This window comes from Aeromonas sp. R9-2 (assembly GCF_040908025.1).
Taxonomy (GTDB): domain Bacteria; phylum Pseudomonadota; class Gammaproteobacteria; order Enterobacterales; family Aeromonadaceae; genus Aeromonas; species Aeromonas veronii.
The window spans coordinates 132711-159388 of the sequence record NZ_JBFOCX010000013.1; the positions used below are offsets into that span (position 1 = coordinate 132711).

A 26678-nucleotide genomic window follows, 5' to 3' on the forward strand; every position below is an offset into this window, starting at 1 on the left:
AAAAAGTTGCATTGCAATCGTCAAGGTCAGACCACGGGACTGGCCAATTAGTTCCGCGAGGAACTAGTTTGGTTGCTTGAGCAGTCCGGAAGAGGCACCAGCATAGTCGCGAGGCGGAACGCCCGGTTCTTCTGCCACATTGGCAGGGGCTTCTTCTACCAATGACTCGCGGAACAGCGGTTCCTGCGCCTTGGCCAGGAATTTGCTCTGCTCGGCCATGTGGCGATAGAGGGTCTGATACTGCTCGGCCAGTTGCTCCATCAGGGCAGCGCTGTCGGCGAAGTGGGTGTTGATCTGGCCCTGATAACTCTCGAGCTCCTTGTGGGCCTTCTTCAGTTCCTGTTCCAGACGGCCAGCATCGCGGCTACGCACCGAAAAACGGCCGAGAACGATACCGATAATCAAGGCCGCGACAGCCAGCAGGATCCCAGTTAACAGACTCATAGATGCTCCTTGTTACAGCTAAAACAGAGTGGGTTTATGCGGTCGTCATAACCGCCATGCCTTGATGGCACTATACCGTGCGTCCTGAGGCCGTGATACCATTTTGTCCTCGATTCAGGGACTTGGAGAGGCGCTCAAGGATGACACCGCAGCAAAAATACCAGCAGGATCTGCTGCGCCCCGGCTTTGTGGCCGACCCCGCGCAGGGGATGGCCATTAGCAGGCTGGAGCGACTGTATCAGGATTTGCTACGGCGCCCGACTCCGACCAGATCTCGAGGGCTGCTGGGTTGGCTGCAAAAGCCCAAGCCGCCGGAGCCCGTCCTCGGTATCTATATGTGGGGCGGAGTGGGCCGAGGCAAGACCTGGCTGATGGATACTTTTTTCGACAGCCTGCCTGGGACGCGCAAGATGCGCAGCCATTTCCACCGTTTCATGCACCGCATTCACGATGAACTGCAGGAGCTGAGCGGGCAGTCCGATCCCCTCAAGCTGGTGGCCAGCAAGCTTGCCAGTGAAACAGACATCATCTGTTTCGACGAATTTTTTGTCTCCGACATCACCGATGCCATGTTGTTGGGCACGCTGTTTCAGGAGCTGTTTGGTCACGGTGTCGTGCTGGTCGCCACTTCAAATATTCCGCCGCAGGATCTTTATCGCAACGGGCTGCAGCGAGCCCGTTTTCTGCCTGCTATCGAGCTTATCGAGCGTCATTGCGAGGTACTTAACGTGGATGGCGGTATCGACTATCGCCTGCGTACGCTGGAACAAGCCGAGATTTATCACTGCCCGCTGGATTTGCAGGCAAAAGCCAATCTTGACCACTATTTTCAGCAATTAACCGGTGGGCACACGGCTTGCGAGGGGGCGTTCGAGGTCAATCATCGTCAGCTGAGGTCGCTCGGGATGGGGGAAGGGGTGCTCTATATGGAATTTGAGCAACTTTGCTGTACTCCCCGCTCCCAGAACGACTATATCGAGCTGGCCAGACTGTTCCATACCATTCTGCTGGCCAATGTTCAGCCAATGGGCACAGGCACAGATGACGCGGCTCGCCGCTTCATTGCCATGGTCGATGAGTTCTACGAACGGCACGTCAAACTCATCATGTCGGCGGCGGTTCCCATGACAGAACTCTACGGCGAAGGGCTGCTGAATTTCGAATTCCAACGCTGTCTTTCGCGGCTTCAGGAAATGCAATCGCACGAATACCTTGCCAGAGTGCACCTTCCTTAGTCACAATACCGCGCCTGCCAGTCGGATGGGCATCTGCGGCAGGTAGGGCCGGGCGACATTTGCTGGTTTCATGGCAGTGAAATTAGCAGGTGATATTTAAGGCAACTTCACTTATAATCGCCCGGCCCACGTTACAGCTGTCGATAAGACAGCAACACTTTAAGCTTTACTTGTATTCGAAGGGGTACAGGTAGGCCATCGTTTGTTGTTTGTGGGAGAGCCCCCATAAGCAATTGGGTCTGTAACAGGTAATTGGGTTTAACTTAATGAAAACTTTCGTTGCCAAGCCAGAAACCGTAAAACGTGACTGGTACATTGTGGACGCAGAAGGTAAAACTCTGGGTCGTATCGCAACCGAGATCGCTGCTCGTCTGCGTGGTAAGCACAAAGCTGAGTACACTCCGCACGTTGACACCGGTGATTACATCATCGTTGTAAACGCTGAGAAGGTACACGTAACCGGTAAGAAATTTACCGACAAAATGTACCACGCTCACTCCGGTTTCCCGGGTGGTATCAAGTCAATCAGCTTCGACAAGCTGATTCAGCGTAAACCGGAAATGGTAATCGAAGCAGCCGTCAAAGGCATGCTGCCGAAAGGTCCTCTGGGCCGTGCCATGTTCCGTAAACTGAAAGTTTACGCAGGCGCCGAGCATGCTCATGCTGCTCAGCAACCTCAAGTACTGGATATCTAATCGGGAACTGGCAACATGGCAGAAAATCAATACTACGGTACCGGCCGTCGCAAAAGCTCCACTGCTCGCGTATTTATCAAAGCGGGTAGCGGCAAGATCGTAATCAACCAGCGCTCCCTGGAGCAGTACTTCGGCCGTCCGACTGCCCGCATGGTAGTTCGTCAGCCGCTGGAACTGGTTGAGATGACCGAGAAACTGGACCTGTACATCACCGTTAACGGTGGTGGCATCTCCGGTCAAGCTGGTGCGATCCGCCACGGTATCACTCGTGCTCTGATGCAGTACGACGAAACCCTGCGTTCCGAACTGCGTAAAGCTGGCTTTGTTACTCGTGATGCCCGTAAGGTTGAGCGTAAGAAAGTTGGTCTGCACAAAGCTCGTAAGCGTCCGCAGTACTCCAAGCGTTAATTCGCTTTTGGTACTCACTCTTTCGAGTGTCAAAAAAGCCTGGCGGTTGCCAGGCTTTTTTTATTGGTAATATTACCGACATCAATGCTAACCACGCGTCACAAAAGACAAAAAATTGTTTCTTTATTGTTTTCATTGCTCACCGCTCTTTCTTGTCAAGTTGTTATCTTTTCTTTAAAATTTCCCCTGTTTTCTGTGGCAATTGTAAATCCAGCTTCCGCCGCTGTTGTCACGGGAAAAATGGGGAACAGGGACACTATAAGAATGTGCGGAGTCCACATGGGAGAGTTTTTGGATGAGCAATGCGCCAGTTGATACCGGTCGCCGCAGATTTCTTACCTGGTCAACGGTTGCCGTTGGTGGGGTAGGAGCTGCGTTTACCGCAGTGCCGTTTATAAAGTCATGGAATCCGAGCGCCAAGGCCAAAGCAGCCGGTGCGCCGGTTGAAGTCGATATCAGCAAGTTGGAACCGGGTCAGCTCATCCGTGTCGAGTGGCGAGGCAAGCCTGTCTGGGTGGTGAAACGCACCAAACAGACGCTGGATGCCTTGGCCGCGCATGATGACAAGCTGCGGGATCCCTCATCTGAAGAGCCGCAGCAGCCTGACTATGCCCATAACGGGTACAGATCGATCAAGCCCGAAATTTTTGTCGCGGTCGGTATTTGCACCCACTTGGGGTGTTCACCTTCCTATCTGCCTGACAGCTTTGGCGAGCAGGTGCAGGGCGTTACGTCCGGCTTCTTCTGCCCGTGCCATGGCTCCAAGTTCGACATGGCCGGCCGTGTGTTCCAGGGGGTGCCTGCACCGCTGAACCTGGTCATTCCGCCCTATCAATTCATTAATGACACCACCATCCTGGTCGGTGCCGATGGCAAGGAGGCCTGACCATGTTGAGTAAACTGATGGGCTGGATCGATTATCGATTCCCGCTCACGGCCATGTACAACGACCACATGGCCAAGTATCCGGCACCGAAGAACCTGAACTTCTGGTACTTCTTCGGCTCGCTGGCCATGCTGGTGCTGGTTAACCAGATCATCACCGGTATCTGGCTGACCATGAACTACAACCCCTCCGCGGAAGGTGCGTTTGCCTCCGTGGAGTACATCATGCGCGATGTGGAGTACGGCTGGTTGCTGCGTTACATGCACTCAACCGGTGCGTCTGCATTCTTCATCGTGGTCTACATGCACATGTTCCGCGGCATGATCTATGGCTCTTATCAGAAGCCTCGTGAACTGCTGTGGATCTTCGGCATGCTGATCTTCCTGGTGCTGATGGCGGAAGCCTTTATGGGCTACTTGTTGCCCTGGGGCCAGATGTCATTCTGGGGTGCCCAGGTCATCATCTCGCTGTTTGGCGCCATTCCGGTCATCGGTGACGATTTGACCCTGTGGATCCGCGGTGACTACGTCATCTCCGGTGCGACCCTTAACCGCTTCTTCGCGCTGCACGTCATCGCGTTGCCGCTGGTGCTGGTGATGCTGGTTGCCATGCACATTCTGGCGCTGCACGAAGTAGGCTCCAACAATCCGGACGGTATCGACATCAAGAAGCACAAGGACGAGAACGGCTGGCCGCTGGATGCGGTGGCGTTCCACCCTTACTTCACCGTCAAGGATATGATCGGTGTGGCAGGCTTCCTGTTCTTCTTCTGCGCCATCATCTTCTTCAAGCCGGATATGTGGGGTTACTTCCTCGAGAAACCGAACTTTGAAGTGGCCAACGGTCTGAAAACTCCGGAGCACATTGCGCCTGTGTGGTACTTCACGCCGTTTTACGCCATTTTGCGGGCGGTGCCGGACAAGCTGCTTGGCGTCATCATGATGGGTCTCTCCATCGTGGTACTGTTCCTGCTGCCGTGGCTGGATCGCTGCAAGGTGCGTTCGGTGCGTTATCGCAGCATGCTGCACAAGCTGAACATTGCTCAGTTTGTGGTCTGCTTCATCATCCTAGGGGTGTTGGGGGTGCTGCCATCGACGCCGACGTTGACGCTGGTTGCCCAGATCTGTTCACTGGGATATTTCGGGTTCTTCGTCCTGCTGTTCTTCTATAGCAAGAATGAAAGCACCAAGCCGCTGCCGGAGAGGGTGACATTTAAATGAAAAGAATAATATTTGCAGTGCTGACCCTGCTGCCATCTCTGGTATTTGCAAGTGGCGGAGCTGTTCATCTGGACAAAGCCAATTACGATCTGAGTGACAAGGCATCGCTGCAACGCGGCGCGGCCACCTTCATGAACTATTGCGCCGGATGCCACTCCACCCAGTATCAGCGTTATAACCGGGTCGCAGAAGATCTCGGGATCCCCGAAGATTTGATGAAAGAGAACCTGATTTTCACCGGTGCAAAGGTCGGTGATCTGATGAAGAGCGCCATGTCAGAGAAGGATGCCGCCAAGTGGTTTGGTGCACCGCCCCCCGATCTGACACTGGTTGCTCGGGTGCGCGGTGCAGACTGGATCTACACCTATCTGCGCTCCTTCTACGTGGATGAGACCCGTCCGTTCGGGGTGAACAACGCCGTGTTCCCGTCCGTGGGCATGCCCCATGTGCTGGAGCCGTTGCAGGGAACCCCCCGTGCCGAGTTCGCTACTCACACGGTCGACGGAGTGGAAACCCAACAGGTTGTCAGCATCAAATCTGACGGTAATGGTGAAATGGATGACGAAGAGTATGATAAGACGGTACTGGATCTGGTAAACTTCTTGGTCTACTCGGCTGAACCGGTACAACAGGAGCGTGAACGCATGGGCTTCTGGGTGCTTGGTTTCATCGTGATCTTCTTCATCTTCACTGTGCTGTTGAAGAAGGAATTCTGGCGCGACGTTCACTAAGCGACCAGATCCGAGTAATATAATGCACGGCAATGAAGACCAAGATGCTTCATTGCCGTTTCTGCTTTTTAATGACGGGAGGGTTCAATGGCTGTAGCTGCCAATAAGCGTTCGGTAATGACGCTGTTTTCCGGTGCCAACGATATGTTCAGCCATCAGGTGCGTATTGTCCTGGCGGAGAAGGGTGTTAGCGTGGATATCTGCCAGGTTGATCCAGCCAATCTGCCGGATGAGCTGGCCGAGCTGAACCCGTACAACTCTGTACCGACCCTGGTTGATCGTGAGCTGGCGCTCTACACCTCGCGCATCATCATGGAGTATCTGGATGAGCGCTTCCCGCATCCGCCCCTGATGCCTGTTTACCCGGTTGCCCGCGGTAACAGCCGTCTGATGATGCACCGCATCGAGCTGGATTGGTACTCACTGGCTGACAAGATCATGGCCGGTACCGATGCTGAAGCGGCACGCAACGAACTGCGTGACAACCTGCTGGCCATCGCGCCGATCTTCGGTGAAATGCCCTATTTCATGAGCGAAGAGTTCGGTCTGGTGGATTGCTACATGGCACCGCTGCTGTGGCGTCTGCCGAGCCTTGGCATCGACCTGACCGGTCGTGGCGCCAAAGAGCTGAAGGCCTACATGGTTCGTCTGTTCGAGCGTGAGTCCTTCCAGGCTTCCCTGACCGAAGCCGAACGCGAGATCCGTGCTGGCGTATGAGCATGGAACCGACAATGACACCGAGCCGCCCGTACTTGTTACGGGCGTTCTTTGACTGGTTGCTGGACAACGATCTGACCCCTCATCTGGTGGTCAACGTCAACATTCCCCATGTGATGGTGCCGATGCAGTTTGCTCAGGACGGGCAAATTGTGCTGAATATCGCGCCCCGAGCCGTGATGCAATTTCACATGGATAACGAGGCCATCAGTTTCAGTGCCCGCTTTGGCGGCGTCTCCCAGCAGGTTTACATCCCGATGGCGGCAGTGCTGGCTATCCATGCCCGGGAGAACGGCGTGGGTACCATGTTCCCGCCCGAGCCGGGTTACGATATCTGGCTGGAGCAGGCTGAAGCGCCGGTGGAGCCTGAGCCGGAACCGCCGCGTCCAAGCGGTCGTCCGACCCTGAAGGTGATCAAATAAAAAACGCAGCCGATTGGCTGCGTTTTTTTATGTGCGGTCGAGCTTAGTTCTGGGCGAACTCGAAGGCCTTGATCACGCGCTTCACGCCGGTGACATGGCGGGCGATGTTGACTGCCTGCTCTCCCTCTTGGCGAGTCACCAGACCAATCAGGAACACCTCGCCGTTCTCGGTGACCACCTTGACCTTGGTGCTGTCGAAATTCTTGGTGCCGAACATGTCGGCTTTCACCTTGGAGGTGATCCAGGAGTCATTGCTGCGAGTGGTGAAACTGGCAGGTTGGCCGATGCGCAATTCGTTGTAGACGTGGCGGACCCCTTCGATGCGACTGACAATTTTGCCCGCCTCAATCTTATAAACGTCAGAAGGTGTCTGGCCGACCAGCAGGACGCGGCCATTGTTGCTGTAGACGCTGATCTTGCTGGCTGCGCTGAGGGGTTTGTTGTCGGCCAGCAGATTGGCCGCTTTCAGCTCGATGGTCTGGTCATCCCACTGCGCGCCCAGGGTTCGGCGATCGCCAGAGGCCTTGGCAGTCCCTGCGGCGCCACCAACAACCAAGGCTGCGCAGCCTTGCAGCAGCAGGGTGCTAACCAGCAGACCGAGCAGGATAGTGTGCTTTTTCATGGTTTCAATCTTCCTGTTGCGGGAAAAGTGTCTGGTCGATGAGATCACACAGGCAGTGCAGGGTCAACAGGTTCACTTCCAGAATGCGAGGGCGACGGGCGGAGGGAACACGGATCTCCACATCGTTCGGGCCGAGCAGACCTGCCATTTCGCCACCGTCCCCCCCGCTCAGCACCACTATGGTCATGTCACGGGAGAGGGCAGCCTCGGCGGCCTTGATCAGGCTGCGGCTGTGGCCGGAGGTGGTGATGACCACCAGAATGTCGCCAGGCTGGCCCAGCGCGCGGATCTGCTTGGCGTAGACCTCTTCAAAACCGTGATCGGTGGCGATGGCGCTGATGGTCGCCATGTCCGGGGTCAGGGCCATGCCGGGCAGGGAGGGGCGCTGAGTCTCGTAGCAGTTGACCAGCTCGGAGATAAACAGCTGCGCCAGTGCGGCAGAAGGACCGTTACCGCATGCCAGCACCTTGTGGCCATTGAGCAGGCAGATGGTGATCATCTGGGCTGCAGTATGGATGGCATCCGGCAGCGCCTCGGCGGCGGCTATCTTGGTCTGGATGCTTTCGGTGTAGTTCTCTTTGATGCGGTCAGTCATAGGGTCCTCTTAAAATGCGTTCTGGATCCAGGCTGGCTGGTCGCCCTCGAACGCAATCACATCGAATCGGCAGGCCTGATTGGCCTCGTTGATGGCATGTTGCTTCAAATAGTGGCGCGCTGCCAGCATGATCTTGTGCTGTTTGCTGCGGGTGACCGAGCTGGCGGCCCCGCCATGGCTGCCGGTGGCCCGGTAGCGCACCTCAACAAACACCAGGGTCTGGCCCTGGTGCATGATGAGATCTATTTCACCGCCACGACAGCGGTAGTTGCGAGCTACCGGTTGCAGGCCCTGAGCCTGCAACCAGCGTTCAGCGACTTGTTCAAAGTGCTGTCCCTTGCTCGTTGGTGAGGGGAACAGGCTCGGCAACTGCTGGCGCATCCGTTTCCATAGTTCCTTCATTGGAGGGCTCCTCCAGTTGCTGAACGGCGTTCTCGTCGACCAGTTTGCCATTCTGGTAAGTACCCCAGCTCAGCATCCGCACGATATTGCCCTGGGCATCCACGCTCAGCTGACCGCTCATGCCAGCCTGCTGCATGCCGCCTACCTTGCGCATCTGCTGCAGGTTTTCTGCCAGACTGACGGCATCGTAGCCCATGGCAAACAGACGCAGCAGGTCGCCCTGGGTCTGCGGCCAGAGCAGGGCGATCTGCTCGCGCTGTTTCTCGTAGCCGCCTAGCAGCAGCGGCATATCTGCGATGTGCATGCCATTGAGCTCGGAGGCGACCTCGGTGGCTGCGCTGTCGTAACCACGGGAGCTGGTGTAGATGGGTAGGCTGCCCATCGGATTGACCGAGACATCCACGTAGGGCTTGATCATCCGGGTTTCCAGGCTGTTGGCCACCACATAAACGGCATCGATGCTGCGCGGTGCGGCATCAGAGAGTTGCACTACCTCGCCAGCACGGGCGGTAGAGCGGCCGCTAAGGGCATTTTTGACCATCCCCTGTACTTCGTTGCGGGCACCGAAGGTGGCAACGACCGGCTTATCCTGGCTCAGGGTGGCCCAGCTCTGCTCGAACGCCTTGATACTGCTGTAACCGATCCGCCCCTGGGCGGCGATTAGCAGCGGTTTGCGGTAGCCCTGGGTGTAGAGGTACTGGGCTGCCTGTGCGGCATCTGCGGCAGCAGAGAGGGAGAAGTAGTAGGTGGTGTCGTTGACGACCGGCTTGTCCAGCTCGTTGAGTGCCAGTACCGGCACGGTCGGATTGGCTTTGAGCAGCTCCTCGACCCGGTCTTTCAGCAGCGGACCGATGATCATGTCTGCCCCTTCCTGAATCGCCTGCTTGTAAAGGTCGCCGGTCGACTTGCTCTGGGTGTCGTAGAAGTTCAGGGTGAATTGCCCCTGATTTTCCTTATAAGACATCAGCATACCGTTACGGATAGCGGCGCCCTGCGGCTCCAGATTGCCTGAGAGGGGCAGCAGCACAGCGATCTGTTGCACCGAGGTGCTGGCAGTAGCAGCCAGATCGCCCAATCCTGCCGGCATATCCTTCTGGGCTGGATGGTTGGGGAAGTCGCGCTTCCAGCCTGCCAGCTGGCGGGCCAGCAGGTTCGGCTGGGCGCCAAACTCGTTGACCAGTGCCGCCAGTCGCAACCAGCCGGTGGTCACATCAGGGGCCGGAGCCTCTTCCAGCGCCTGCAGGGTGGAGGGGGTCATGCTTTTGAGCAACGACCAGATTTGCTGATGGTTGGTCGCCTGCTCGCTCTGATTGAGGTAGGGCTCCAGTGCAATCAACGACTTGGCTGCGCCAAACTTGTTGTTGATGTCGAGCTGCAGCACCACGCGCTGGCGATACCAATCCTTCTGGGTATCGGCATCCAGCACCGCCTCGGGTTTGCCTTCCAGCAGGATCAGCGCCTGATTGGCGTGGCCTTGTGCCAGCAACAGATGGGCTTGCAGCAGTTGCAACTGCGCCTTCTGGGCGGGGTCTTTGGCCTGCTTCTGCAATTGCTGGAACAGTGCCGAGGCCGGTTTGGCCTGGCCCAGCGCCAGATAGCTGCGTGCCGCCAGCATCTGCCAGGTAAAGGCCTCAGCCGGCTTGGCCGGGTCCACCTGCTCAAGATACCACTGGGCATTCTTGGTCAGATTGGAGAACGCAGAGGGCATGCCTGACGGCCCTGACGGTTGATTGGGCTCCGACGCACAGGCGGCGAGCAGTACTGCCGCGAGTATGATGCCGAAGAGTCGTGATACACTTAGCTGCTTTGTAACCCGGTTCAAGTTCATTCCCCGACCAGTGTTGAAGTTCCCCATAGTGTAAACGGGCCAATATGGCGACACAATTGTCGGGGCACTCGGAGATCCCATGAGTGACATCCCAACCCTGTATATAGTCCCCACTCCGATCGGCAATCTGGCGGACATCACCCAGCGTGCATTGGACATTTTACGCAGTGTCGATCTGGTGGCAGCCGAAGATACCCGTCATACCGGTATCCTGCTCAGCCACTACCAAATCTCGGTGCCGACCTTCGCCCTGCACGATCACAACGAGCAGCAGAAGGCCGATGTACTGATCGGTCGGATCAAAGAGGGCAAGAGTGTTGCGCTGGTCTCCGATGCCGGCACTCCGCTCATCAGCGACCCCGGTTATCACTTGGTCACCCGCTGTCGTGAAGCCGGGGTCAAGGTGGTGCCGCTGCCCGGTCCCTGTGCTGCCATCACCGCCCTGAGCGCGGCCGGTCTGCCCACCGATCGATTTGCCTTTGAGGGCTTCCTGCCTGCCAAGAGCAAGGGACGTGACGATCGCCTGCAAGCCGTTATTGAAGACACCCGCTCGCTGGTGTTCTACGAATCCCCGCGCCGTGTGCAGGATACAGTGGAAGCGATTGCTCGCATTCTCGGCGAGCGTCAGGTGGTGGTGTGCCGTGAGCTGACCAAGACCTTCGAGTCGATCCACGGTCTGCCAGCGTCCGAAATGCTGACCTGGCTTGGCGAGGATGACAACCGCTGCCGCGGAGAGATCGTGCTGGTCGTGGCTGGCGCTTCCAAAGAGGAAGAGGATCTGCCAGCCGAGGCGATCCGCACTCTGGGGCTGCTGGTAACCGAGCTGCCACTGAAAAAAGCGGCCGCCCTGACCGCTGAGATCCACGGCGTGAAGAAGAATGCCCTCTATAAATACGGTCTCGAGCACTATTGAGCCGATGAAATAGGCCAGTAGACTTTTTTCTGACCTGTGCAATCCCCCGAACCGGCGAGCATTCACCCTGTAAACGGGGACCAAAGCGCGATAAATGGCTGTAAACGGGAATTGCCGGTTTACCCCGTGCGTATCGCAAGGCTATAATCCGCGCCTCGGAGTTGGCTGGGCAATCGCTGCTTCGTCGTTGTGTCCCTCGGGACAGACGGGCGGAGGGGAGGAAAGTCCGGGCTTCACAGGGCAGGGTGCCAGGTAACGCCTGGGGGGCGTGAGCCTACGACCAGTGCAACAGAGAGCAGACCGCCGATGGCCCGCAAGGGATCAGGTAAGGGTGAAAGGGTGCGGTAAGAGCGCACCGCGCGACTGGCAACAGTTCGTGGCACGGTAAACTCCACCCGAAGCAAGACCAAATAGGCCCCTATTGGCGCGGCCCGCGTTGGGGGCGGGTAGGTTGCTTGAGCCAGCGAGCGATTGCTGGCCTAGAGGAATGATTGCTACCCGGGGCAACCCGGTACAGAACCCGGCTTACAGGCCGACTCCGACCTCATTCCGAAGAGCCCCGCGATTTATCGCGGGGCTCTTTTTTATGCATGAGAAAATATGGCTTCGTTGGCAAGATATTTTCGACCTTGTCATTTTGCATGAAAATATATGTTTTAAATCAATCGAATAGTTTTGTATTTGGCACGATGGCAGCGATAGATGGTGATAGAACCTAGGATGGTTGTTCGCACCCACATATTGTGTGTGTTCTCAGTTCATTCACTTATTTCAATTAATCACCAGAGTTTAACGCCAAATAACTTGTGGAAAATCAACCCACTCAATCCGCGGTATGCAATTGCTGCGTCAATATGTTCCCTCTGTCCCATCTCCTTGCTTGAAAAGCCCCCTGCACGTCCTTAAACTTCAAGGTGGGGAAAAGTGGATCAAAGTGGTTTTTAGAGGGGCAATCTGCCTGCTCACTCACCTTCAGGGACTGCAATTTGTTGCGTGGCGCTCATGCCATCAGCCTGGACAGTAAAGGGCGGCTGGCAATTCCGACCAAATTCCGTGATTGGCTGCGCGACGAAAGCGACGGCCAGCTGGTCTGCACCATCGATATTGCCCATCCCTGTCTGCTGCTTTATCCCCTGAATGAATGGGAAGAGGTCGAGCGCAAGCTCAAGACTCTATCCAGCATGAATCCGCAAGAGCGCCGTTTGCAGCGTCTGCTGCTGGGACATGCAACCGAATGCGAGCTGGATGGCAATGGCCGTCTGCTGCTCAGTCAGCCACTGCGCAACCATGCGGGACTGGACAAGAAAATCATGCTGGTGGGCCAGCTCAACAAGTTTGAGCTGTGGGATGAAGCCCGCTGGCAACAACAGGTCAATGACGACATCTTGGGTCTGCCCGGGGACGATTGGGCAAGCTCACCACGACTACAGGATTTCTCTTTATAAATGACCCAAGCCGCTGAACACATCACAGTGCTGCTGCACGAAGCCGTTGAAGGTCTGGCCATCAAGCCGGACGGTGTCTACGTCGACGGTACTTTTGGCCGTGGTGGTCATTCTCGTCTGATCCTGCAGCACCTTGGCCCCAATGGCCGCCTGATCGCCATCGACCGCGATCCCCAGGCGATCGCCGAAGCGGCCAAGATCCAGGATCCCCGTTTCGAAATCGTGCATGGCCCCTTCTCCGGCATCGCCTCCTATCTGGATGAGCGCGGTTTGCTGGGCAAGGTGGATGGCTTCCTGCTGGATCTGGGGGTCTCTTCACCCCAGTTGGATGATGCCGAGCGCGGCTTCAGCTTTATGAAAGATGGTCCGCTCGATATGCGGATGGACCCCACCTCCGGTCAGAGCGCCGCCGAGTGGCTGGCCAAGGCCGATGTGGATGACATCGCCTGGGTGCTGAAGACCTTCGGTGAGGAGCGTTTTGCCAAGAAGATCGCCCGTGCCATCGTGCACGACCGGGTGACCGAGCCTTATGTGCGTACCCGCCAACTGGCGGAGATGATTGCCCGGGTCAATCCGAGCAAGGAGAAGGGCAAGCATGCGGCAACCCGCAGTTTCCAGGCCATTCGCATCTATATCAACAGCGAGCTGGACGAGATCGAAACCGCGCTCAACGGTGCACTGGAAGTGCTGGCACCACATGGCCGTCTGTCGGTGATCAGCTTCCATTCTCTGGAAGATCGATTGGTAAAGCATTTCATCCGCAAGCACGAGAAGGGGCCGGAAGTGCCTTATGGCATTCCGTTGACCGAGGCCCAGCTGGCTGGCGGTCGCAAATTGAAGTCGGTCGGCAAGGCACTTAAGCCTTCTGATCATGAAGTATCTGAAAACAGCCGATCACGCAGCTCGGTGCTGCGGGTTGCCGAACGGCTGGCGGAGTAAGCGATGAGCGAAGTGCGTGTTCATCTGGCCAAGGAGATCGTTGCCGATCTCTGGCGGCACAAGCTGCAGATTTTTCTGTCGGTCGCCGTGCTGGTGACCGCGTTTGCCGTGATCCTGGTGACCAACATGACCCGCGGTCTGACGGCCAAGCAGAACGATCTGATGGCGGAAGAGGATCGCCTCAATATCGAATGGCGCCACCTGCTGCTGGAGCAGGGCACCCTGGCTGAACACTCCCGGGTGGCGAGTCTGGCGATGGACAAGTTGCAAATGGGTCGTCCGCTGGTGACCACCGAGAAGGTAATTACCCAACCATGAAACGCAAGGCTACAGCCAAAGCTGCCAAAGCGAATGTCAAAGCGCCATCGATCTATCCGTGGCGCTTTCGCACGCTTGCGGTGTTTATCGGCATCGCGTTTGTGGGTCTGATCCTGCGTCTGGCCTGGATCCAGGTGATCAATCCGGATCGTCTGCGTCAGGAGGGTGACATGCGCTCCCTGCGTACCACCTCTACCCAGGCGGTGCGCGGTATGATCACCGATCGCAACGGCGAGCAGCTGGCGGTTTCTGTGCCGGTCGAAGCGGTCTGGGCCGATCCCAAGACGGTACACGAGTCCGGTGCCATCAATAATGAGCGAGCCTGGCTGGCGCTCTCCGCCGTGCTCAAGCTCGACATCAATACCCTCAAACACCGCATCGCCAACCCCAGCAAGCGCTTCGTCTATCTGCAGCGTCAGGTTACTCCTGCGGTGGCGGAATATATCAAGGGGCTCAAGCTGGGTGGCGTCTACCTGCGCCCCGAAGCGCGCCGCTTCTATCCGACCGGCGAAATCAGTGCCCATCTGGTGGGGGTGACCAACATCGATGGCAGCGGTATTGAAGGGATCGAGCGCAGCTACAACGAGTGGCTGACGGCGACACCAGGCGAAATGCGGGTGCGCAAGGATCGTCAGGGGCGCGTCATCGAGCGGCTTGGCATCGTCAAAGAGGGCAAGAACGCCAACGATCTGCAGCTCAGTATCGATCAGCGGGTGCAGGCATTGGCCTACCGTGCCCTCAAGCGGGCAACCGACGAGAACAAGGCGACCTCCGGCTCCATGGTGATGCTGGATATCAAGACCGGTGAAGTGCTCGCCATGGTCAACACCCCCTCCTACAACCCGAACAACCGCGGCCAGTATCAGAGCTTCCGGGTACGCAACCGGGTGGTGACCGATACCTACGAGCCGGGTTCGACCGTCAAGCCATTGATTTTGCTCAGTGCCTTGCAGGCAGGTGTCACCAGCTGGAAAGATTTCATTCCCGGTGGTCCGCTCTTTATCGGTGCCAAGCAGATCAAGGACGTCAGTATCCACAAGGCGACCAACCTCTACGATATCCTGCGTTACTCCTCCAACATCGGTATGTCGCGCATTGCGCTGCGGATGCCGGCGCAGGAGATGATCAATACCCTCAGCATGTTCGGTTTCGGCATGGATACCGGCAGCGGGCTGATGGGTGAGAGCAGCGGCATGCTGCCCCAGCGTCGTCGCTGGTCCGATATCGAGCGTGCGACCCTCTCGTTTGGTTATGGTCTGCGAGTCACCCCGCTGCAGCTGGCTTCCGCCTACGCCACCCTGGCTAACAAGGGCAAACGGGTGCCGCTCTCCATCGTCAAGGTGACTACGCCGCCCAAGGGTGAGCAGGTGATTGATCACAACAACGCCGCTGCCATGTTGCAGGCGCTGGAGTATGTGGTCGACAACGCCATTCCAAAAGCCAAGATCCCGGGCTATCGGGTCGGTGGCAAGAGTGGTACCGCCAAGGTCGCCGTCGCCGGTGGCTATGGCAAGGATTACATGGCCTGGTTTGCCGGTTTCGCGCCCGCCAGTGACCCCCGTTTCGTCATGGTGGTGGTGATCAACGAGCCAAAAGGCAGCGCCTATTATGGCGGCGCCGTGGCGACCCCACCGTTTGCAGAGGCCATGGGCGGGGTGCTGCAGCTCTTCAATATTCGTCCCGATGCGGTGCCGCCAGCGGTGCCCACCAAACTTGCCCGTACGGAGGCTTCTCTTGTCCCGCGCACTTGATGCATTACTGCGCCCCTTCGGTATCCAGGCGCCGACGCTCACCCTGACCGATATCCAGCTGGATAGTCGGCGGGTTGGCCCCGGCTCGCTCTTCGTGGCCATTCGTGGTCATCAGATGGATGGCAGACGGTTTATCGAACAGGCGGTGGCTCAGGGAGCGACCGCTGTTGTGTTTGAGGAGGATGATGAATTTATCCCACCATCGACTCCGGTTCCCTGTATCGGGATGCGGGATCTGCCCGCTCACCTCTCTGCTCTTGCGGGCTATTTCTACGATCAGCCAGCCCAAAAATTGGATCTGGTCGGGATCACCGGCACCAACGGCAAGAGCACTACCGCTTTGCTGGTCGCCAACTGGCGCACCCTGCTGGGTGGCAAGGCGGGTGTGATGGGCACCATCGGCAACGGCCTGTTTGGCAATCTGATCGAAGCGGAAAATACCACCGGTAGCGCCGTGCAGGTGCAAGCCAATCTGGCTGCGCTGCAAGCGCAGGGGGCGGATCTGGTGGCGATGGAGGTCTCCAGCCATGGTCTGGTGCAGCATCGTGTTGCCGCACTGCCGTTTGCCGCTGCCGTTTTCACCAACCTGAGCCGGGATCACCTCGACTACCACGGCACCATGGAAGCCTATGGCGCGGCCAAAGAGCAGCTGTTGCAGCTGGTCGATGAGTCGAATGCAGTGATCAACCGCGATGACGAGCTGGGTGCCAAGTGGCTCGAAAAGTACCCAGCAGCGGTGGCGTTCAGCGTTAATGGCCCGATTGAACACCATTCTGGCCGTCAATTAACGGCGCAGCAGCTCGATTTTCACCAGCAAGGTTTTCGCGCGCAGATTAACTCCAGCTGGGGGAATGGTGTATTATCCGCCCCCTTGCTCGGGCGCTTCAACGTCAGCAATGTGCTGGCCGCGATGGGCGTGATGCTGGTGCTCGGCTATGACTTCCATGAGCTACTGGCAACGGCCCCGAAATTGCAGCCGGTGACGGGTCGTATGGAGTGTTTTGGCGGTGGCGATACGCCGCTGGCGGTGGTCGATTACGCCCACACCCCGGATGCGCTGGAGAAGGCATTGCAGGCCCTGCGGGTGCATTGCACAGGCCAGCTCTGGTGTCTGGTCGGTTGTGGTGGCGACCGCGATCGCGGCAAGCGCCCCATGATGGCCGCCATGGCCGAGCAGTATGCGGATCGCGTGATCCTGACCGACGACAATCCCCGTACCGAGGAGCCGGCCCGGATCATGGCCGACATGGTGGCGGGTCTTCGCGATCCTGCTGCGGTGCAGGTGGAGCACGACCGGGTCAAGGCGATTTCGCTGGCCATCGGTCAGGCGAGCAAACAGGACATCATCCTGGTGGCCGGTAAGGGTCACGAGGATTATCAGATCATTGGAACCGACAAGCGGCACTACAGCGACCGGGAAACCGTTGCGGCCGCCTTACACACATTATTGGAGTCATTCAAATGATGACCCTCAGGCTTGCCGAGCTGGCGCAGGTACTCGATGCCCGTCTGATTGGTAACGATGGCGAGATCAGCGTCGTCAGTACCGACACCCGCACACTGGGCGCGGGTGCCCTGTTCGTTGCCCTGCGCGGCGAGCGCTTCGATGCCCACGATTTTTGCGAGCAGGCCGTTCAGGCAGGGGCCTCTGCCCTGCTGGTCGAGCGTGAGCTGCCGCTGGCCATCCCCCAGCTGGTGGTGACCGACAGTCTGAAGGGGCTGGGCCGTCTCGGCAAACTGGTGCGCGAGCGCATCAACCCGAAAGTGCTGGCCATTACCGGCAGCTGCGGCAAGACCACGGTGAAGGAGATGGCAACCGCCATCCTGCGCAACGAAGGGGAAGTACTGGCCACCGCTGGCAACTTCAACAATGAGGTGGGCGTGCCGCTCACCCTGCTGCGCCTCGAACCGCAACACAAGTTTGCGGTGATGGAGCTGGGTGCCAACCATCCGGGCGAAATCGCCTGGACTACTTCACTGGCCAAACCCGATGCCGCCATCATCAACAATGTGGCGGCGGCCCATCTGGAGGGCTTCGGCTCGCTGGAAGGGGTGTTTCACGCCAAGAGCGAAATCTTTGAGGGGCTGAGCGAGGGTGGAACCGCCATCGTCAACGCCGACAACGAATTCTGGCCGAAGTGGCGTGAGCGTGGCATTCAGTGGGCCTTCTCTATCGAAGATCAGAGTCAGCCGTTCCACGCGCGCAACCTTGTACTCAACGAACAAGGTTGTGCCGAGTTCGTGATGGTAACCCCGCAAGGCGAGCTGAGCCTGACTCTAGCGATCCCGGGTCGCCACAACGTGGCCAATGCGTTGGCTGCCGCCGCGGGCTGTCTGGCCCTCGGCGCATCCCTCGCCTGTGTCAAGGCTGGGCTGGAACAGATGGCGCCGGTCAAGGGGCGCTTCTGCGTGCAGCGCTGGGGCGGTCTGACTCTGGTGGATGATACCTACAATGCCAGCGTGGAGTCCGTGCTGGCGGGCATCGATGCCCTGACCGCCATGGGCGGCTTCAAGGTGCTGGTGTTCGGTGATATGCGGGAACTGGGTGAGGAGTCTGCCGAGCAACACGCCCGGGTTGGCCGTCATGCCCGCGAGTGCGGTCTGGATGCCGTGCTGACAGTGGGGGAAGATAGTCGCCACACCGCAGATGCCGCGGTGGGCCGACATTTCGATAACAAGGCGTCGTTGTTTGAAGTGCTTGCGCAAATGATAAATACACATCAGGAAATTTCGATTCTGGTCAAGGGCGCCCGTGGCTCCCGCATGGAAGATATCGTCGAGATGGTCAAAGGCCATCAGGAGTCAGCCACATGCTAGTCTGGCTGGCCGAACTGCTCACCCCGCACTTCACCTTCTTCAACGTCTTCTCCTACCTGACGTTTCGCGCCATCCTGTCGATCATCACCGGACTGGGGGTTGCCCTCTGGATGGGGCCACGCCTCATTCGCCGTCTGCAGATCCTGAAGTTTGGTCAGGTGATCCGCAACGACGGTCCCGAGTCCCACCTCAGCAAGCGGGGCACCCCGACCATGGGGGGCCTGATGATCATTGCTGCGATTTTCACTTCAGTGTTGCTCTGGTGCCGCCTCGACAACCCCTATGTCTGGCTGGTGCTGTTTGTGCTGGGTGCCTACGGCGCCATCGGCTTTGCCGACGACTACCTCAAGGTGGTGCGCAAGAATACCGACGGCCTGATTGCTCGCTGGAAGTATTTCTGGCAATCCGCGGTAGCGCTGGCGGTGGCTGTGTTCCTCTATGCGACTGCAACCCATGAGGGACAGACCCAGCTGGTGGTGCCTTTCCTAAAGGATGTGATGCCGCAGCTTGGCCTGATGTTTATCCTGCTGACCTACTTTGTCATCGTCGGTACCTCCAATGCGGTCAACCTGACCGACGGTCTCGATGGCCTGGCCATCATGCCGACCGTGATGGTGGCGGGGGGCTTTGCCCTGATCGCCTGGGCCACCGGTAACGTCAACTTTGCCAACTACCTGCACATTCCCTACGTGCCCTATACCTCCGAGCTGGTGATCGTCTGTACCGCCATTGTCGGGGCGGGTCTGGGTTTCCTCTGGTTCAATACCTATCCGGCGCAGGTCTTTATGGGCGACGTTGGCTCTCTGGCCCTCGGTGGCGCGCTCGGCACCATCGCAGTGCTGGTACGTCAGGAGTTCCTGCTGGTGATCATGGGCGGCGTCTTCGTGATGGAGACCGTTTCGGTGATCCTGCAGGTGGGTTCATACAAGCTGCGCGGCGTGCGGATCTTCCGCATGGCGCCGATCCATCATCACTACGAGAAGAAGGGCTGGCCGGAGCCGCGCGTTATCGTGCGCTTCTGGATCATCACCCTCGTGCTGGTGCTGCTGGGTCTTGCCACCCTGAAGGTGAGGTAAGGCCATGGTCATCATCATCGGATTGGGCAAAACCGGGCTCTCCTGTGTCGATTACTTCCTCGGCCGTGGCGTGACGCCACTGGTGATGGATACCCGCGCCAACCCGCCCGGCAAGGATCAACTGCCGCCGGAGGTGGAGCTGATCCACGGGCTCGACGAGGCGCTGCTCAAGCAGGCGCACATGATTGTCGCGAGCCCGGGTATCGCGCTGGCGACCCCCGAACTGAAAGCGGCTGCCGAGTGTGGCGTACAGATCGTCGGTGACATCGAACTGTTTGTTCGCGAGACCCAGACTCCGGTCATCGCCATCACCGGCTCGAACGGCAAGAGCACCGTTACCACCTTGGTGGGCGAGATGATTGCCGAAGCCGGTCTCAATGTCGGCGTGGGCGGTAATATCGGCACACCTGCGCTGGAGCTGCTCAAGCAGCCGATGGATCTCTGCGTGCTGGAGCTCTCCAGCTTCCAGCTGGAAACTACTCACAGTTTGCGTGCAGCCGCCTCCGTGGTGCTGAACCTCTCAGAAGATCACATGGATCGTTATCAGGGCATGGCCGACTATCGCGCCGCCAAGATGGAGATCCATCAGCACTCCAAACACATTCTGGTCAATCGTGATGATGCCCAGACCCTGCCCGATGTGGGTCAGGTGTGGCAGAGCTTTGGTCTCGACTGCAATGGTTATGGCCGTTGCCTGCTGGATGGCCGCTACTGGTTGACCCTGCACGGCGAACCGCTGCTGGCGGTGGACGAGATGAAGATCGTCGGTGCTCACAATCAGGCCAACGCCCTTGCGGCCATGGCGCTGTGCGATGCGGTCGGTATTCCCCGCGCTGCGCAACTCACCGTGCTGCGCCGCTTCGAGGGCTTGCCCCATCGCGCCCGCTTCGTACGCGAGGTAAACGGGGTGCGCTGGATCAACGACTCCAAGGCCACCAACGTGGGAGCCACGCTGGCTGCCGTTGCCGGTGTGCGCGAGTCGGTCAAGGGGCGCCTGCTGCTGCTGGCCGGTGGTCAGGGCAAGGGGCAGGATTTTGGCCCGATCCAGGCGCTGCTGGGCAACCAGATCGATCACATGTACTGCTTCGGTCAGGATGCCGAGGTGCTGCTGGCACTGGGCGAGCAGACCGAACGGGTGGCCGACCTGGCCGCTGCGGTTGCCAAAGCGGCTGCCGATGCCAAGCCCGGTGACTGGGTGCTGCTGGCGCCAGCCTGTGCCAGCCTCGATCAGTTCAAGTCGTTCGAGGTGCGCGGCGATCGTTTCACCGAGATGGTGCTGGCACTATGAACGCCCTTCGCGCAGCAGCAGGTCTGTTCCAGCGCTGGTTGTTACCAGCGCGTCCTGCCGGTCTCTACGATCGGCAGCTGGTACTGCTGGCGCTCTCCCTGATGGCGGTCGGGGTGGTCATCGTGGCCTCGGCGTCGATCCCCGAAGGGATTGCGCTGGGGGATGACCCCTTCATGTTTGTGAAACGTCACGCCCTGTTTCTGGTGATGGCGCTCGGTATCTCCTGGTTTGTGTTGCAAGTGCCGATGGCGCGCTGGCAACAGCACAACGGCCCCATGTTGCTGCTGGCGATCTTGATGCTGGTGCTGGTGCTGCTGGTGGGGCGGAACGTCAACGGTGCGGTGCGCTGGTTGCCGCTCGGCCCCTTCAACCTGCAGCCTGCCGAGTTTGGCAAGCTGGCGCTGTTTGTCTATCTGGCCGGTTATCTGGTGCGGCGCCAGAGCGAAGTTCGTGAAGCCTGGATCGGCTTCCTGAAACCGCTGGCGGTGTTCGGGGTGCTGGCGGTCTTGCTGCTGTTGCAGCCGGACCTGGGTTCCACCGTGGTGATGTTCGTTACCTCGTTCGGCATGCTGTTTCTGGCCGGAGCCCGATTGGGACAGTTTTTGACCCTGATCGGCGCAGGCCTCGGTTCGGTGGTGATGCTGATCATCGTCGAGCCCTACCGGATGCGGCGGGTGACCTCCTTTATGGACCCCTGGGCCGATCCGTTTGGCAGTGGCTACCAGCTGACCCAGTCGCTGATGGCGTTTGGCCGTGGCAGCTGGTTTGGCGAAGGGCTTGGCAACTCTATCCAGAAGATGGAGTACCTGCCGGAAGCGCACACCGACTTCGTGTTTGCGATCCTCGGTGAAGAGCTGGGTTACGTCGGGGTGCTGGGCGCCCTGTTCCTGATTTTTGCGCTGGCGGTCAAGGCGCTCAAGCTGGGGCATCGCGCGCTGGTGGCAGAGCGGCTCTATGACGGTTATCTGGCCATCGGTATTGGCATCTGGTTCAGCTTCCAGACCTTCGTCAACGTCGGCGCGGCCAGCGGCATGATGCCGACCAAGGGCTTGACCCTGCCGCTGGTCAGTTACGGTGGTTCCAGTCTCATCATCATGTCGGTGGCGGTGAGCATGTTGATTCGAATCGATTTTGAGTTGCGTCAGGCGACAGCCCAGGCGCGCGTGCGGGAGGTTTAGTGAGCAAGACTCTGTTGGTGATGGCAGGTGGTACCGGTGGGCATGTGTTCCCCGGTCTGGCCGTGGCCGATCGCCTGAAGGCCCAGGGCTGGACTGTCCACTGGCTCGGCACTGCCGACCGGATGGAGGCGGAGCTGGTGCCCGCCCACGGTTATCCCATCTCCTTCATCGATATTCAGGGGGTGCGTGGTAACGGCATCAAGCGACTGCTGGTGGCGCCCTATCGCATCGTCAAATCGATCCTGCAGGCGCGTCAGGTACTCAAGACCGTTCGCCCTGATGTGGTGCTCGGCATGGGCGGTTTTGCCTCCGGCCCGGGTGGCGTGGCGGCCTGGTTATCCGGCATCCCGCTGCTGCTGCATGAGCAGAATGCTGCTGCCGGCATGACCAACAAGTTGCTGGCCCGTATCGCCAGGCGGGTGTTGATGGCATTTCCGGGCGCCTTCGCGCCGAGCCGTCGTACCGCCGTGGTGGGCAATCCGGTGCGTCCCGAAGTGGTCGCCCTGCCGGATCCGCAACTGCGCAGCGGGGATGAGCCACTGCATCTGCTGATCGTGGGCGGCAGTCTGGGCGCTCGGGTGCTCAACGAGCAGGTACCTGCTGCGGTGGCGGCATCCGGCGTGCCCATTGAAGTGCGTCACCAGTGTGGCAAGGGAAATGCCGAGGCTGTCTCTGCTGCCTATGCCCAGCACGGCATCAATGCCGAGGTGAGCGAATTTATCAAGGATATGGCCAGCGCCTACGCCTGGGCCGATCTGGTGGTCTGCCGTGCCGGTGCGCTGACTGTTTCCGAAGTGGCTGCCGCCGGTGTGGCCGCCATTTTCGTGCCGCTGCCCCATGCGGTGGATGATCACCAGACCCGTAACGCCCTGACCCTGGTCGACGGCGGTGCCGCCGAGTTTCTGCCCCAGTCCGAGCTGAATACCGCATCGCTGGCGGCACGCCTGACCTGGCTGGCTGGTCGCAGGGAGACCCTGTTTAACATGGCGAAAGCGGCTCGCCGCGTCGCCATCACGGATGCGGCCGAGCGGGTTGCGGATGAGTGCAAACAGCTCGCAACCGGGCAGTGTGGTAAAGATTGATGAGCAAGGTTGCAGCGGTGACACCGGGCAGCCTTGTACCTGTATGTATTGATGCCGCCGTGCAGCCGCGCTTTGACGGCACATGGCCTGCGGCAGACTAAAGAGACGATTATGACCAAGGTTGAACTGGCAAAACTGCGCACTGTGATCCCCGAAATGCGCCGCGTGCGTCGCATCCACTTTATCGGCATCGGTGGTGCCGGTATGGGCGGGATCGCCGAAGTGCTTGCCAACGAAGGGTATCAGGTAACGGGTTCTGATCTGGCTCGCAACGCCGTGACCGAGCGGTTGGCCGGACTGGGCGCGCACATCTTCGTCGGGCACAGTGCCGAACACGTTGAGGGTGCCAGCGTGGTGGTGGTCTCTACCGCCATCAAGCAGGACAACCCGGAGCTGCTGGCTGCCCGTGAACTGCGGATCCCGGTGGTGCGCCGCGCCGAGATGCTGGCCGAGCTGATGCGTTTCCGCCACGGTATCGCCATTGCCGGTACCCACGGCAAGACCACCACCACCAGTCTGGTGGCGAGCATCTATGCCGAAGCCGACCGCGATCCGACCTTCGTCATCGGTGGCCTGCTCAACAGTGCCGGCACCAATGCCCGCCTGGGCAGCAGCCGCTACCTGATTGCCGAGGCGGACGAGAGCGACGCCTCTTTCCTGCATCTGCAGCCGATGGTCTCTATCGTGACCAACATCGAAGCGGATCACATGGACACCTACGGCGGTGATTTCTCCAAGCTGAAGGCCACCTTCATCGAGTTTCTGCACAATCTGCCCTTCTACGGACTGGCGGTGGTCTGCATCGATGATCCGGTGATCCGTGGCATGTTGCCCGAGATTGCCCGTCCGACCTTGACCTACGGTCTCTCTGACGATGCCGATGTGCAGGTGCTGGATTTTGTCCAGACCACCAACCACAGCTGCTTCCGTGTTCGCCGCAAAGAGGCGGGCGAGCTGCAGGTGACCCTCAATTTGCCGGGTATTCACAATGCATTGAACGCCGCAGCGGCGATAGCTGTCGCGACAGAGGACGGTGTCAGCGATGAGGCCATCATCTCTGCACTGGCCAAATTTGAAGGGGTCGGTCGTCGCTTCCAGCAGTATGGCGAGTTTGAAACCGGTCGGGGCAAGGCGATGCTGGTGGACGATTACGGTCACCACCCGAGCGAAGTGAAGGTCACCATCAACGCCGCCCGTGCCGGTTGGCCCGAGAAGCGTCTGGTGATGGTGTTCCAGCCACACCGTTATACCCGCACCCGCGACCTCTACGAGGACTTCGCCGATGTGCTCTCCAAGGTAGACGTGCTGGTGATGCTGGAGGTTTATGCTGCCGGTGAGGAGCCGATCCCGGGCGCTGATGGACGGGCACTGTGCCGCTCCATTCGCTCGCGCGGCAACCTGGAACCCATCTTCGTCGCTACACCGGATGACGTGCCAGCCGTGCTGGCCGACCTGATCGGCGAGGGGGATTTGGTGCTGACTCAAGGTGCCGGGAACGTCGGGGCGCTGGCCCGTCGTCTCGGAGAGATGAAATTGAGCATAGATAGCATGAAATCTGGCGCCTGAGGGCCCAATGAGTATTTTGACCGCCAAGCCGGGGCCTATATAATGGCGAACCGGTCTGTCAAAGGCCGGTTTAGCGCGTTACACGGGGATCGATCGGGTGGAGGCAAGGGCACAGGGGCGCACCAAGGGTGGCTTCATCGCAGGGGTAGCATTTTTCCTGCTGGTGATATGGGGCTGCTACCGGACGGCGCTGGATGTTAAAGGTTGGCTGACAGATGCCAACCGGTTGCCCATGAGCGAGCTGTTGCTGCAGGGGCAACACCAGTATTTGCAAACCGAAGAGCTGCGGATGGCCGTGCTGGATGGCGCCGAGCTGCGCAACTTCTTCGAATTGGACGTCAACGAATTGCAGGCAAGGCTCAATGCCTTGCCATGGGTGGCCTCGGTCTCGGTACGCAAGAAGTGGCCGAACAAGATCAAGATCTACCTCACGGAACAAGATGTGGCGGCGCGCTGGAATGGCAACCGCTTCGTCAACACCAAGGGCAAGGTATTCAGTGCCCCGGATCGGGTCAAGACGCCGCTGTTGCAGCTGTCAGGGCCGGATGACCAGGCCGCCCGGGTGTTGAAAGAGAGTCGGCAGTACGAGTCGCAACTGGCTGCCAAGGGATACAAGTTGCTGGGGGTGAATCTGACCCCCCGCCATGCCTGGGAACTGACCCTGGATGGCAATATCAAGCTGTTCCTGGGACGCAATGACATTGCGCTCCGGTTGCAGCGGTTTATCGATGCCTTCCCGGTTATCGAACCCCGTGCGCAAGTCGCCTACGTGGATCTTCGATACGACACCGGAATGGCAGTTGGCTGGAAGAAGAGCGAAGAGAAAGTGCATGACCAACACCGCAGATAGGAATTTGATTGTCGGACTGGATATCGGCACAACCAAGGTGGCGGTACTGGTCGGGGAAGTATTGCCGGACGGTGAACTGAACGTCATCGGTATGGGCAGTCACGCTTCTCGCGGAATGGAGAAGGGCGGGGTCAATGACCTCGACTCCGTGGTCAAGTCACTGCGCCGCGCGGTGGAAGAGGCCGAGATGATGGCAGATTGCCAGATCAGCTCGGTCTATCTGGGGTTGTCCGGCAAGCATATCGACTGCCGCAACGAGACCGGCATGGTGCCCATCTCCGATGAAGAGGTGACCCAGGAGGATGTGGACAACGTGATCCACACCGCCAAGTCGGTTCGCCTCTCCGACGAGCTGCGCGTGCTGCATGTGCTGCCTCAGGAGTTTGCCATCGATTATCAGGAAGGGATCAAGAATCCGGTCGGCCTCTCCGGTGTGCGGATGGCTGCCAAGGTTCACCTGATCACCTGCCACAACGACATGGCCCGCAACATCGAGAAATGTGTGGAGAAGGTCGGCTTGCGCGTGGATCAACTGATCTTCTCCGCGCTGGCCTCCAGCTATGCCGTGTTGACCGAAGACGAGAAAGAGCTGGGTGTCTGCGTGGTGGACATCGGTGGCGGCACCATGGACATGTCGCTGTTTACCGGCGGTGCCCTGCGCCACACCAAGGTGATCCCGTACGCTGGCAGCACTGTGACCAGCGACATCGCCTATGCCTTCGGCACGCCGCCGCTCGACGCGGAAGCGATCAAGGTGCGCTACGGTTGCGCCCTCGGTCGTCTGGTCAGCAAGGAAGACAATATTGAAGTACCCAGTGTCGGCGGTCGTCCGGCGCGCAGCCTGCAACGGCAGACACTGGCTGAAGTGATTGAGCCCCGTTACACCGAGTTGCTCTCCATGGTGAATGATGAGCTGGTGCGGGTACAGAGCGAGTTGAAAGCGCAGGGGGTCAAGCATCAGCTGGCAGCCGGTGTGGTCTTGACCGGCGGCGCTGCCCAGATTGAAGGCATTGTGGAGTGTGCAGAGCAGATCTTCCAGAGCCAGGTCCGGGTGGGAGAGCCCATGAACATACGTGGTTTGAGTGATTACGTGCAGGCACCGGTGTACTCGACTGCGGTCGGGTTGCTGCAATATGGCCGCACCCATCAAGCCACAGGTAGCAACAAAGAATATGCCGCCAAGGCAAGCGTCGGTGGCCTGGTCAAACGGGTTAGCAACTGGCTGCGTGGCGAGTTCTAAGAATTTTGCT

The 26678-nt window shown here is 58.9% G+C and carries 27 protein-coding genes and 1 other RNA gene; 23 read left to right on the forward strand and 5 right to left on the reverse strand.

What is annotated here, in order from left to right:
- Positions 1 to 63 precede the first annotated feature (63 nt).
- A complete protein-coding gene (locus AB5Y71_RS04040) occupies positions 64 to 444 on the reverse strand; it encodes a YhcB family protein (protein WP_005356646.1) in 381 nt (126 codons plus the stop codon).
- Positions 445 to 584: 140 nt separating this feature from the next.
- Between AB5Y71_RS04040 and zapE the strand changes: the two genes are divergently transcribed.
- The 8 genes from zapE to AB5Y71_RS04080 all read left to right on the forward strand — a co-directional run bounded on the left by zapE (position 585) and on the right by AB5Y71_RS04080 (position 6758).
- A complete protein-coding gene (gene zapE / locus AB5Y71_RS04045) occupies positions 585 to 1679 on the forward strand; it encodes a cell division protein ZapE (RefSeq protein ID WP_368171053.1) in 1095 nt (364 codons plus the stop codon).
- 266 nt (positions 1680 to 1945) lie between these two features.
- Complete coding sequence (gene rplM / locus AB5Y71_RS04050; protein ID WP_005336289.1) at positions 1946 to 2374, forward strand: 50S ribosomal protein L13; 429 nt, start codon at positions 1946 to 1948, stop codon at positions 2372 to 2374.
- 15 nt (positions 2375 to 2389) lie between these two features.
- Positions 2390 to 2782 carry a 30S ribosomal protein S9 gene (rpsI, locus tag AB5Y71_RS04055; protein ID WP_005336286.1) on the forward strand — a complete coding sequence of 131 codons (393 nt, stop codon included), beginning with the start codon at positions 2390 to 2392 and terminating at the stop codon, positions 2780 to 2782.
- Positions 2783 to 3077: 295 nt separating this feature from the next.
- Positions 3078 to 3668, forward strand: coding sequence for a ubiquinol-cytochrome c reductase iron-sulfur subunit (gene petA / locus AB5Y71_RS04060; RefSeq protein ID WP_040068840.1), 591 nt, complete (start codon positions 3078 to 3080; stop codon positions 3666 to 3668).
- A gap of 2 nt (positions 3669 to 3670) precedes the next feature.
- Positions 3671 to 4888: a cytochrome bc complex cytochrome b subunit gene (locus tag AB5Y71_RS04065; protein WP_005336282.1), complete on the forward strand. Its 1218-nt coding sequence runs from the start codon at positions 3671 to 3673 to the stop codon at positions 4886 to 4888.
- Complete coding sequence (locus tag AB5Y71_RS04070) at positions 4885 to 5619, forward strand: cytochrome c1 (RefSeq protein ID WP_368171054.1); 735 nt, start codon at positions 4885 to 4887, stop codon at positions 5617 to 5619. Before AB5Y71_RS04065 ends, AB5Y71_RS04070 begins: the two co-directional genes overlap by 4 nt.
- An 87-nt stretch (positions 5620 to 5706) precedes the next feature.
- The gene (gene sspA / locus AB5Y71_RS04075) at positions 5707 to 6336 is read left to right on the forward strand and encodes a stringent starvation protein SspA (RefSeq protein ID WP_005336279.1); all 630 of its coding nucleotides are present in this window, start codon (positions 5707 to 5709) and stop codon (positions 6334 to 6336) included.
- Positions 6333 to 6758 carry a ClpXP protease specificity-enhancing factor gene (locus AB5Y71_RS04080; RefSeq protein ID WP_005336278.1) on the forward strand — a complete coding sequence of 142 codons (426 nt, stop codon included), beginning with the start codon at positions 6333 to 6335 and terminating at the stop codon, positions 6756 to 6758. The genes sspA and AB5Y71_RS04080 overlap by 4 nt, the downstream gene beginning before the upstream one ends.
- Before the next feature lie 43 nt (positions 6759 to 6801).
- On the opposite strand, the gene dolP is transcribed toward AB5Y71_RS04080, so the two are convergent.
- Genes dolP through AB5Y71_RS04100 form a run of 4 tightly spaced genes read right to left on the reverse strand, consistent with a single transcriptional unit; the run spans position 6802 to position 10085 of the window.
- Positions 6802 to 7380 (reverse strand): division/outer membrane stress-associated lipid-binding lipoprotein, encoded by a 579-nt coding sequence (dolP, locus tag AB5Y71_RS04085; protein WP_005336277.1) that lies wholly within the window; start codon positions 7378 to 7380, stop codon positions 6802 to 6804.
- Positions 7381 to 7384: 4 nt separating this feature from the next.
- Complete coding sequence (locus AB5Y71_RS04090; RefSeq protein WP_005336275.1) at positions 7385 to 7975, reverse strand: SIS domain-containing protein; 591 nt, start codon at positions 7973 to 7975, stop codon at positions 7385 to 7387.
- A gap of 9 nt (positions 7976 to 7984) precedes the next feature.
- Positions 7985 to 8356 carry a YraN family protein gene (locus tag AB5Y71_RS04095; RefSeq protein WP_005341723.1) on the reverse strand — a complete coding sequence of 124 codons (372 nt, stop codon included), beginning with the start codon at positions 8354 to 8356 and terminating at the stop codon, positions 7985 to 7987.
- Entirely contained in the window at positions 8298 to 10085 is a 1788-nt protein-coding gene (locus AB5Y71_RS04100) for a penicillin-binding protein activator (RefSeq protein ID WP_231719993.1), read from the reverse strand. The genes AB5Y71_RS04095 and AB5Y71_RS04100 overlap by 59 nt, the downstream gene beginning before the upstream one ends.
- Positions 10086 to 10284: 199 nt before the next feature.
- On the opposite strand from AB5Y71_RS04100, the gene rsmI reads away from it, so the two are divergent.
- The 15 genes from rsmI to ftsA all read left to right on the forward strand — a co-directional run bounded on the left by rsmI (position 10285) and on the right by ftsA (position 26668).
- Positions 10285 to 11118: a 16S rRNA (cytidine(1402)-2'-O)-methyltransferase gene (rsmI, locus tag AB5Y71_RS04105; protein WP_047438714.1), complete on the forward strand. Its 834-nt coding sequence runs from the start codon at positions 10285 to 10287 to the stop codon at positions 11116 to 11118.
- Between the two features lie 157 nt (positions 11119 to 11275).
- Positions 11276 to 11662: RNase P RNA component class A (rnpB, locus tag AB5Y71_RS04110), an RNA gene on the forward strand.
- Positions 11663 to 12104: 442 nt separating this feature from the next.
- Complete coding sequence (gene mraZ / locus AB5Y71_RS04115; protein WP_013723406.1) at positions 12105 to 12563, forward strand: division/cell wall cluster transcriptional repressor MraZ; 459 nt, start codon at positions 12105 to 12107, stop codon at positions 12561 to 12563.
- A complete protein-coding gene (gene rsmH, locus AB5Y71_RS04120) occupies positions 12564 to 13502 on the forward strand; it encodes a 16S rRNA (cytosine(1402)-N(4))-methyltransferase RsmH (RefSeq protein WP_005336168.1) in 939 nt (312 codons plus the stop codon). It abuts the gene before it with no gap.
- Positions 13503 to 13505: 3 nt separating this feature from the next.
- Positions 13506 to 13820, forward strand: a complete 315-nt coding sequence (gene ftsL, locus AB5Y71_RS04125; RefSeq protein ID WP_005336166.1) for a cell division protein FtsL — start codon at positions 13506 to 13508, stop codon at positions 13818 to 13820.
- Positions 13817 to 15571, forward strand: coding sequence for a peptidoglycan glycosyltransferase FtsI (locus AB5Y71_RS04130; protein WP_005336163.1), 1755 nt, complete (start codon positions 13817 to 13819; stop codon positions 15569 to 15571). The genes ftsL and AB5Y71_RS04130 overlap by 4 nt, the downstream gene beginning before the upstream one ends.
- Positions 15504 to 17036, forward strand: a complete 1533-nt coding sequence (gene murE / locus AB5Y71_RS04135) for a UDP-N-acetylmuramoyl-L-alanyl-D-glutamate--2,6-diaminopimelate ligase (protein ID WP_368171055.1) — start codon at positions 15504 to 15506, stop codon at positions 17034 to 17036. Before AB5Y71_RS04130 ends, murE begins: the two co-directional genes overlap by 68 nt.
- Entirely contained in the window at positions 17033 to 18388 is a 1356-nt protein-coding gene (gene murF, locus AB5Y71_RS04140) for a UDP-N-acetylmuramoyl-tripeptide--D-alanyl-D-alanine ligase (protein WP_368171056.1), read from the forward strand. Before murE ends, murF begins: the two co-directional genes overlap by 4 nt.
- Positions 18382 to 19464, forward strand: a complete 1083-nt coding sequence (mraY, locus tag AB5Y71_RS04145; protein WP_040068911.1) for a phospho-N-acetylmuramoyl-pentapeptide-transferase — start codon at positions 18382 to 18384, stop codon at positions 19462 to 19464. The genes murF and mraY overlap by 7 nt, the downstream gene beginning before the upstream one ends.
- Before the next feature lie 4 nt (positions 19465 to 19468).
- Complete coding sequence (murD, locus tag AB5Y71_RS04150; RefSeq protein ID WP_005336156.1) at positions 19469 to 20752, forward strand: UDP-N-acetylmuramoyl-L-alanine--D-glutamate ligase; 1284 nt, start codon at positions 19469 to 19471, stop codon at positions 20750 to 20752.
- A complete protein-coding gene (ftsW, locus tag AB5Y71_RS04155) occupies positions 20749 to 21930 on the forward strand; it encodes a cell division protein FtsW (protein WP_005336154.1) in 1182 nt (393 codons plus the stop codon). Before murD ends, ftsW begins: the two co-directional genes overlap by 4 nt.
- A complete protein-coding gene (gene murG / locus AB5Y71_RS04160) occupies positions 21930 to 23012 on the forward strand; it encodes an undecaprenyldiphospho-muramoylpentapeptide beta-N-acetylglucosaminyltransferase (protein ID WP_257690902.1) in 1083 nt (360 codons plus the stop codon). Before ftsW ends, murG begins: the two co-directional genes overlap by 1 nt.
- A gap of 111 nt (positions 23013 to 23123) precedes the next feature.
- On the forward strand, positions 23124 to 24578 hold the full coding sequence (gene murC, locus AB5Y71_RS04165; RefSeq protein ID WP_005336150.1) for a UDP-N-acetylmuramate--L-alanine ligase: 1455 nt from the start codon (positions 23124 to 23126) through the stop codon (positions 24576 to 24578).
- A 97-nt stretch (positions 24579 to 24675) separates the two neighbouring features.
- On the forward strand, positions 24676 to 25428 hold the full coding sequence (locus AB5Y71_RS04170) for a cell division protein FtsQ/DivIB (protein ID WP_005336149.1): 753 nt from the start codon (positions 24676 to 24678) through the stop codon (positions 25426 to 25428).
- Positions 25409 to 26668 carry a cell division protein FtsA gene (gene ftsA, locus AB5Y71_RS04175; protein ID WP_005336148.1) on the forward strand — a complete coding sequence of 420 codons (1260 nt, stop codon included), beginning with the start codon at positions 25409 to 25411 and terminating at the stop codon, positions 26666 to 26668. The genes AB5Y71_RS04170 and ftsA overlap by 20 nt, the downstream gene beginning before the upstream one ends.
- The last annotated feature ends 10 nt before the right edge of the window (positions 26669 to 26678 follow it).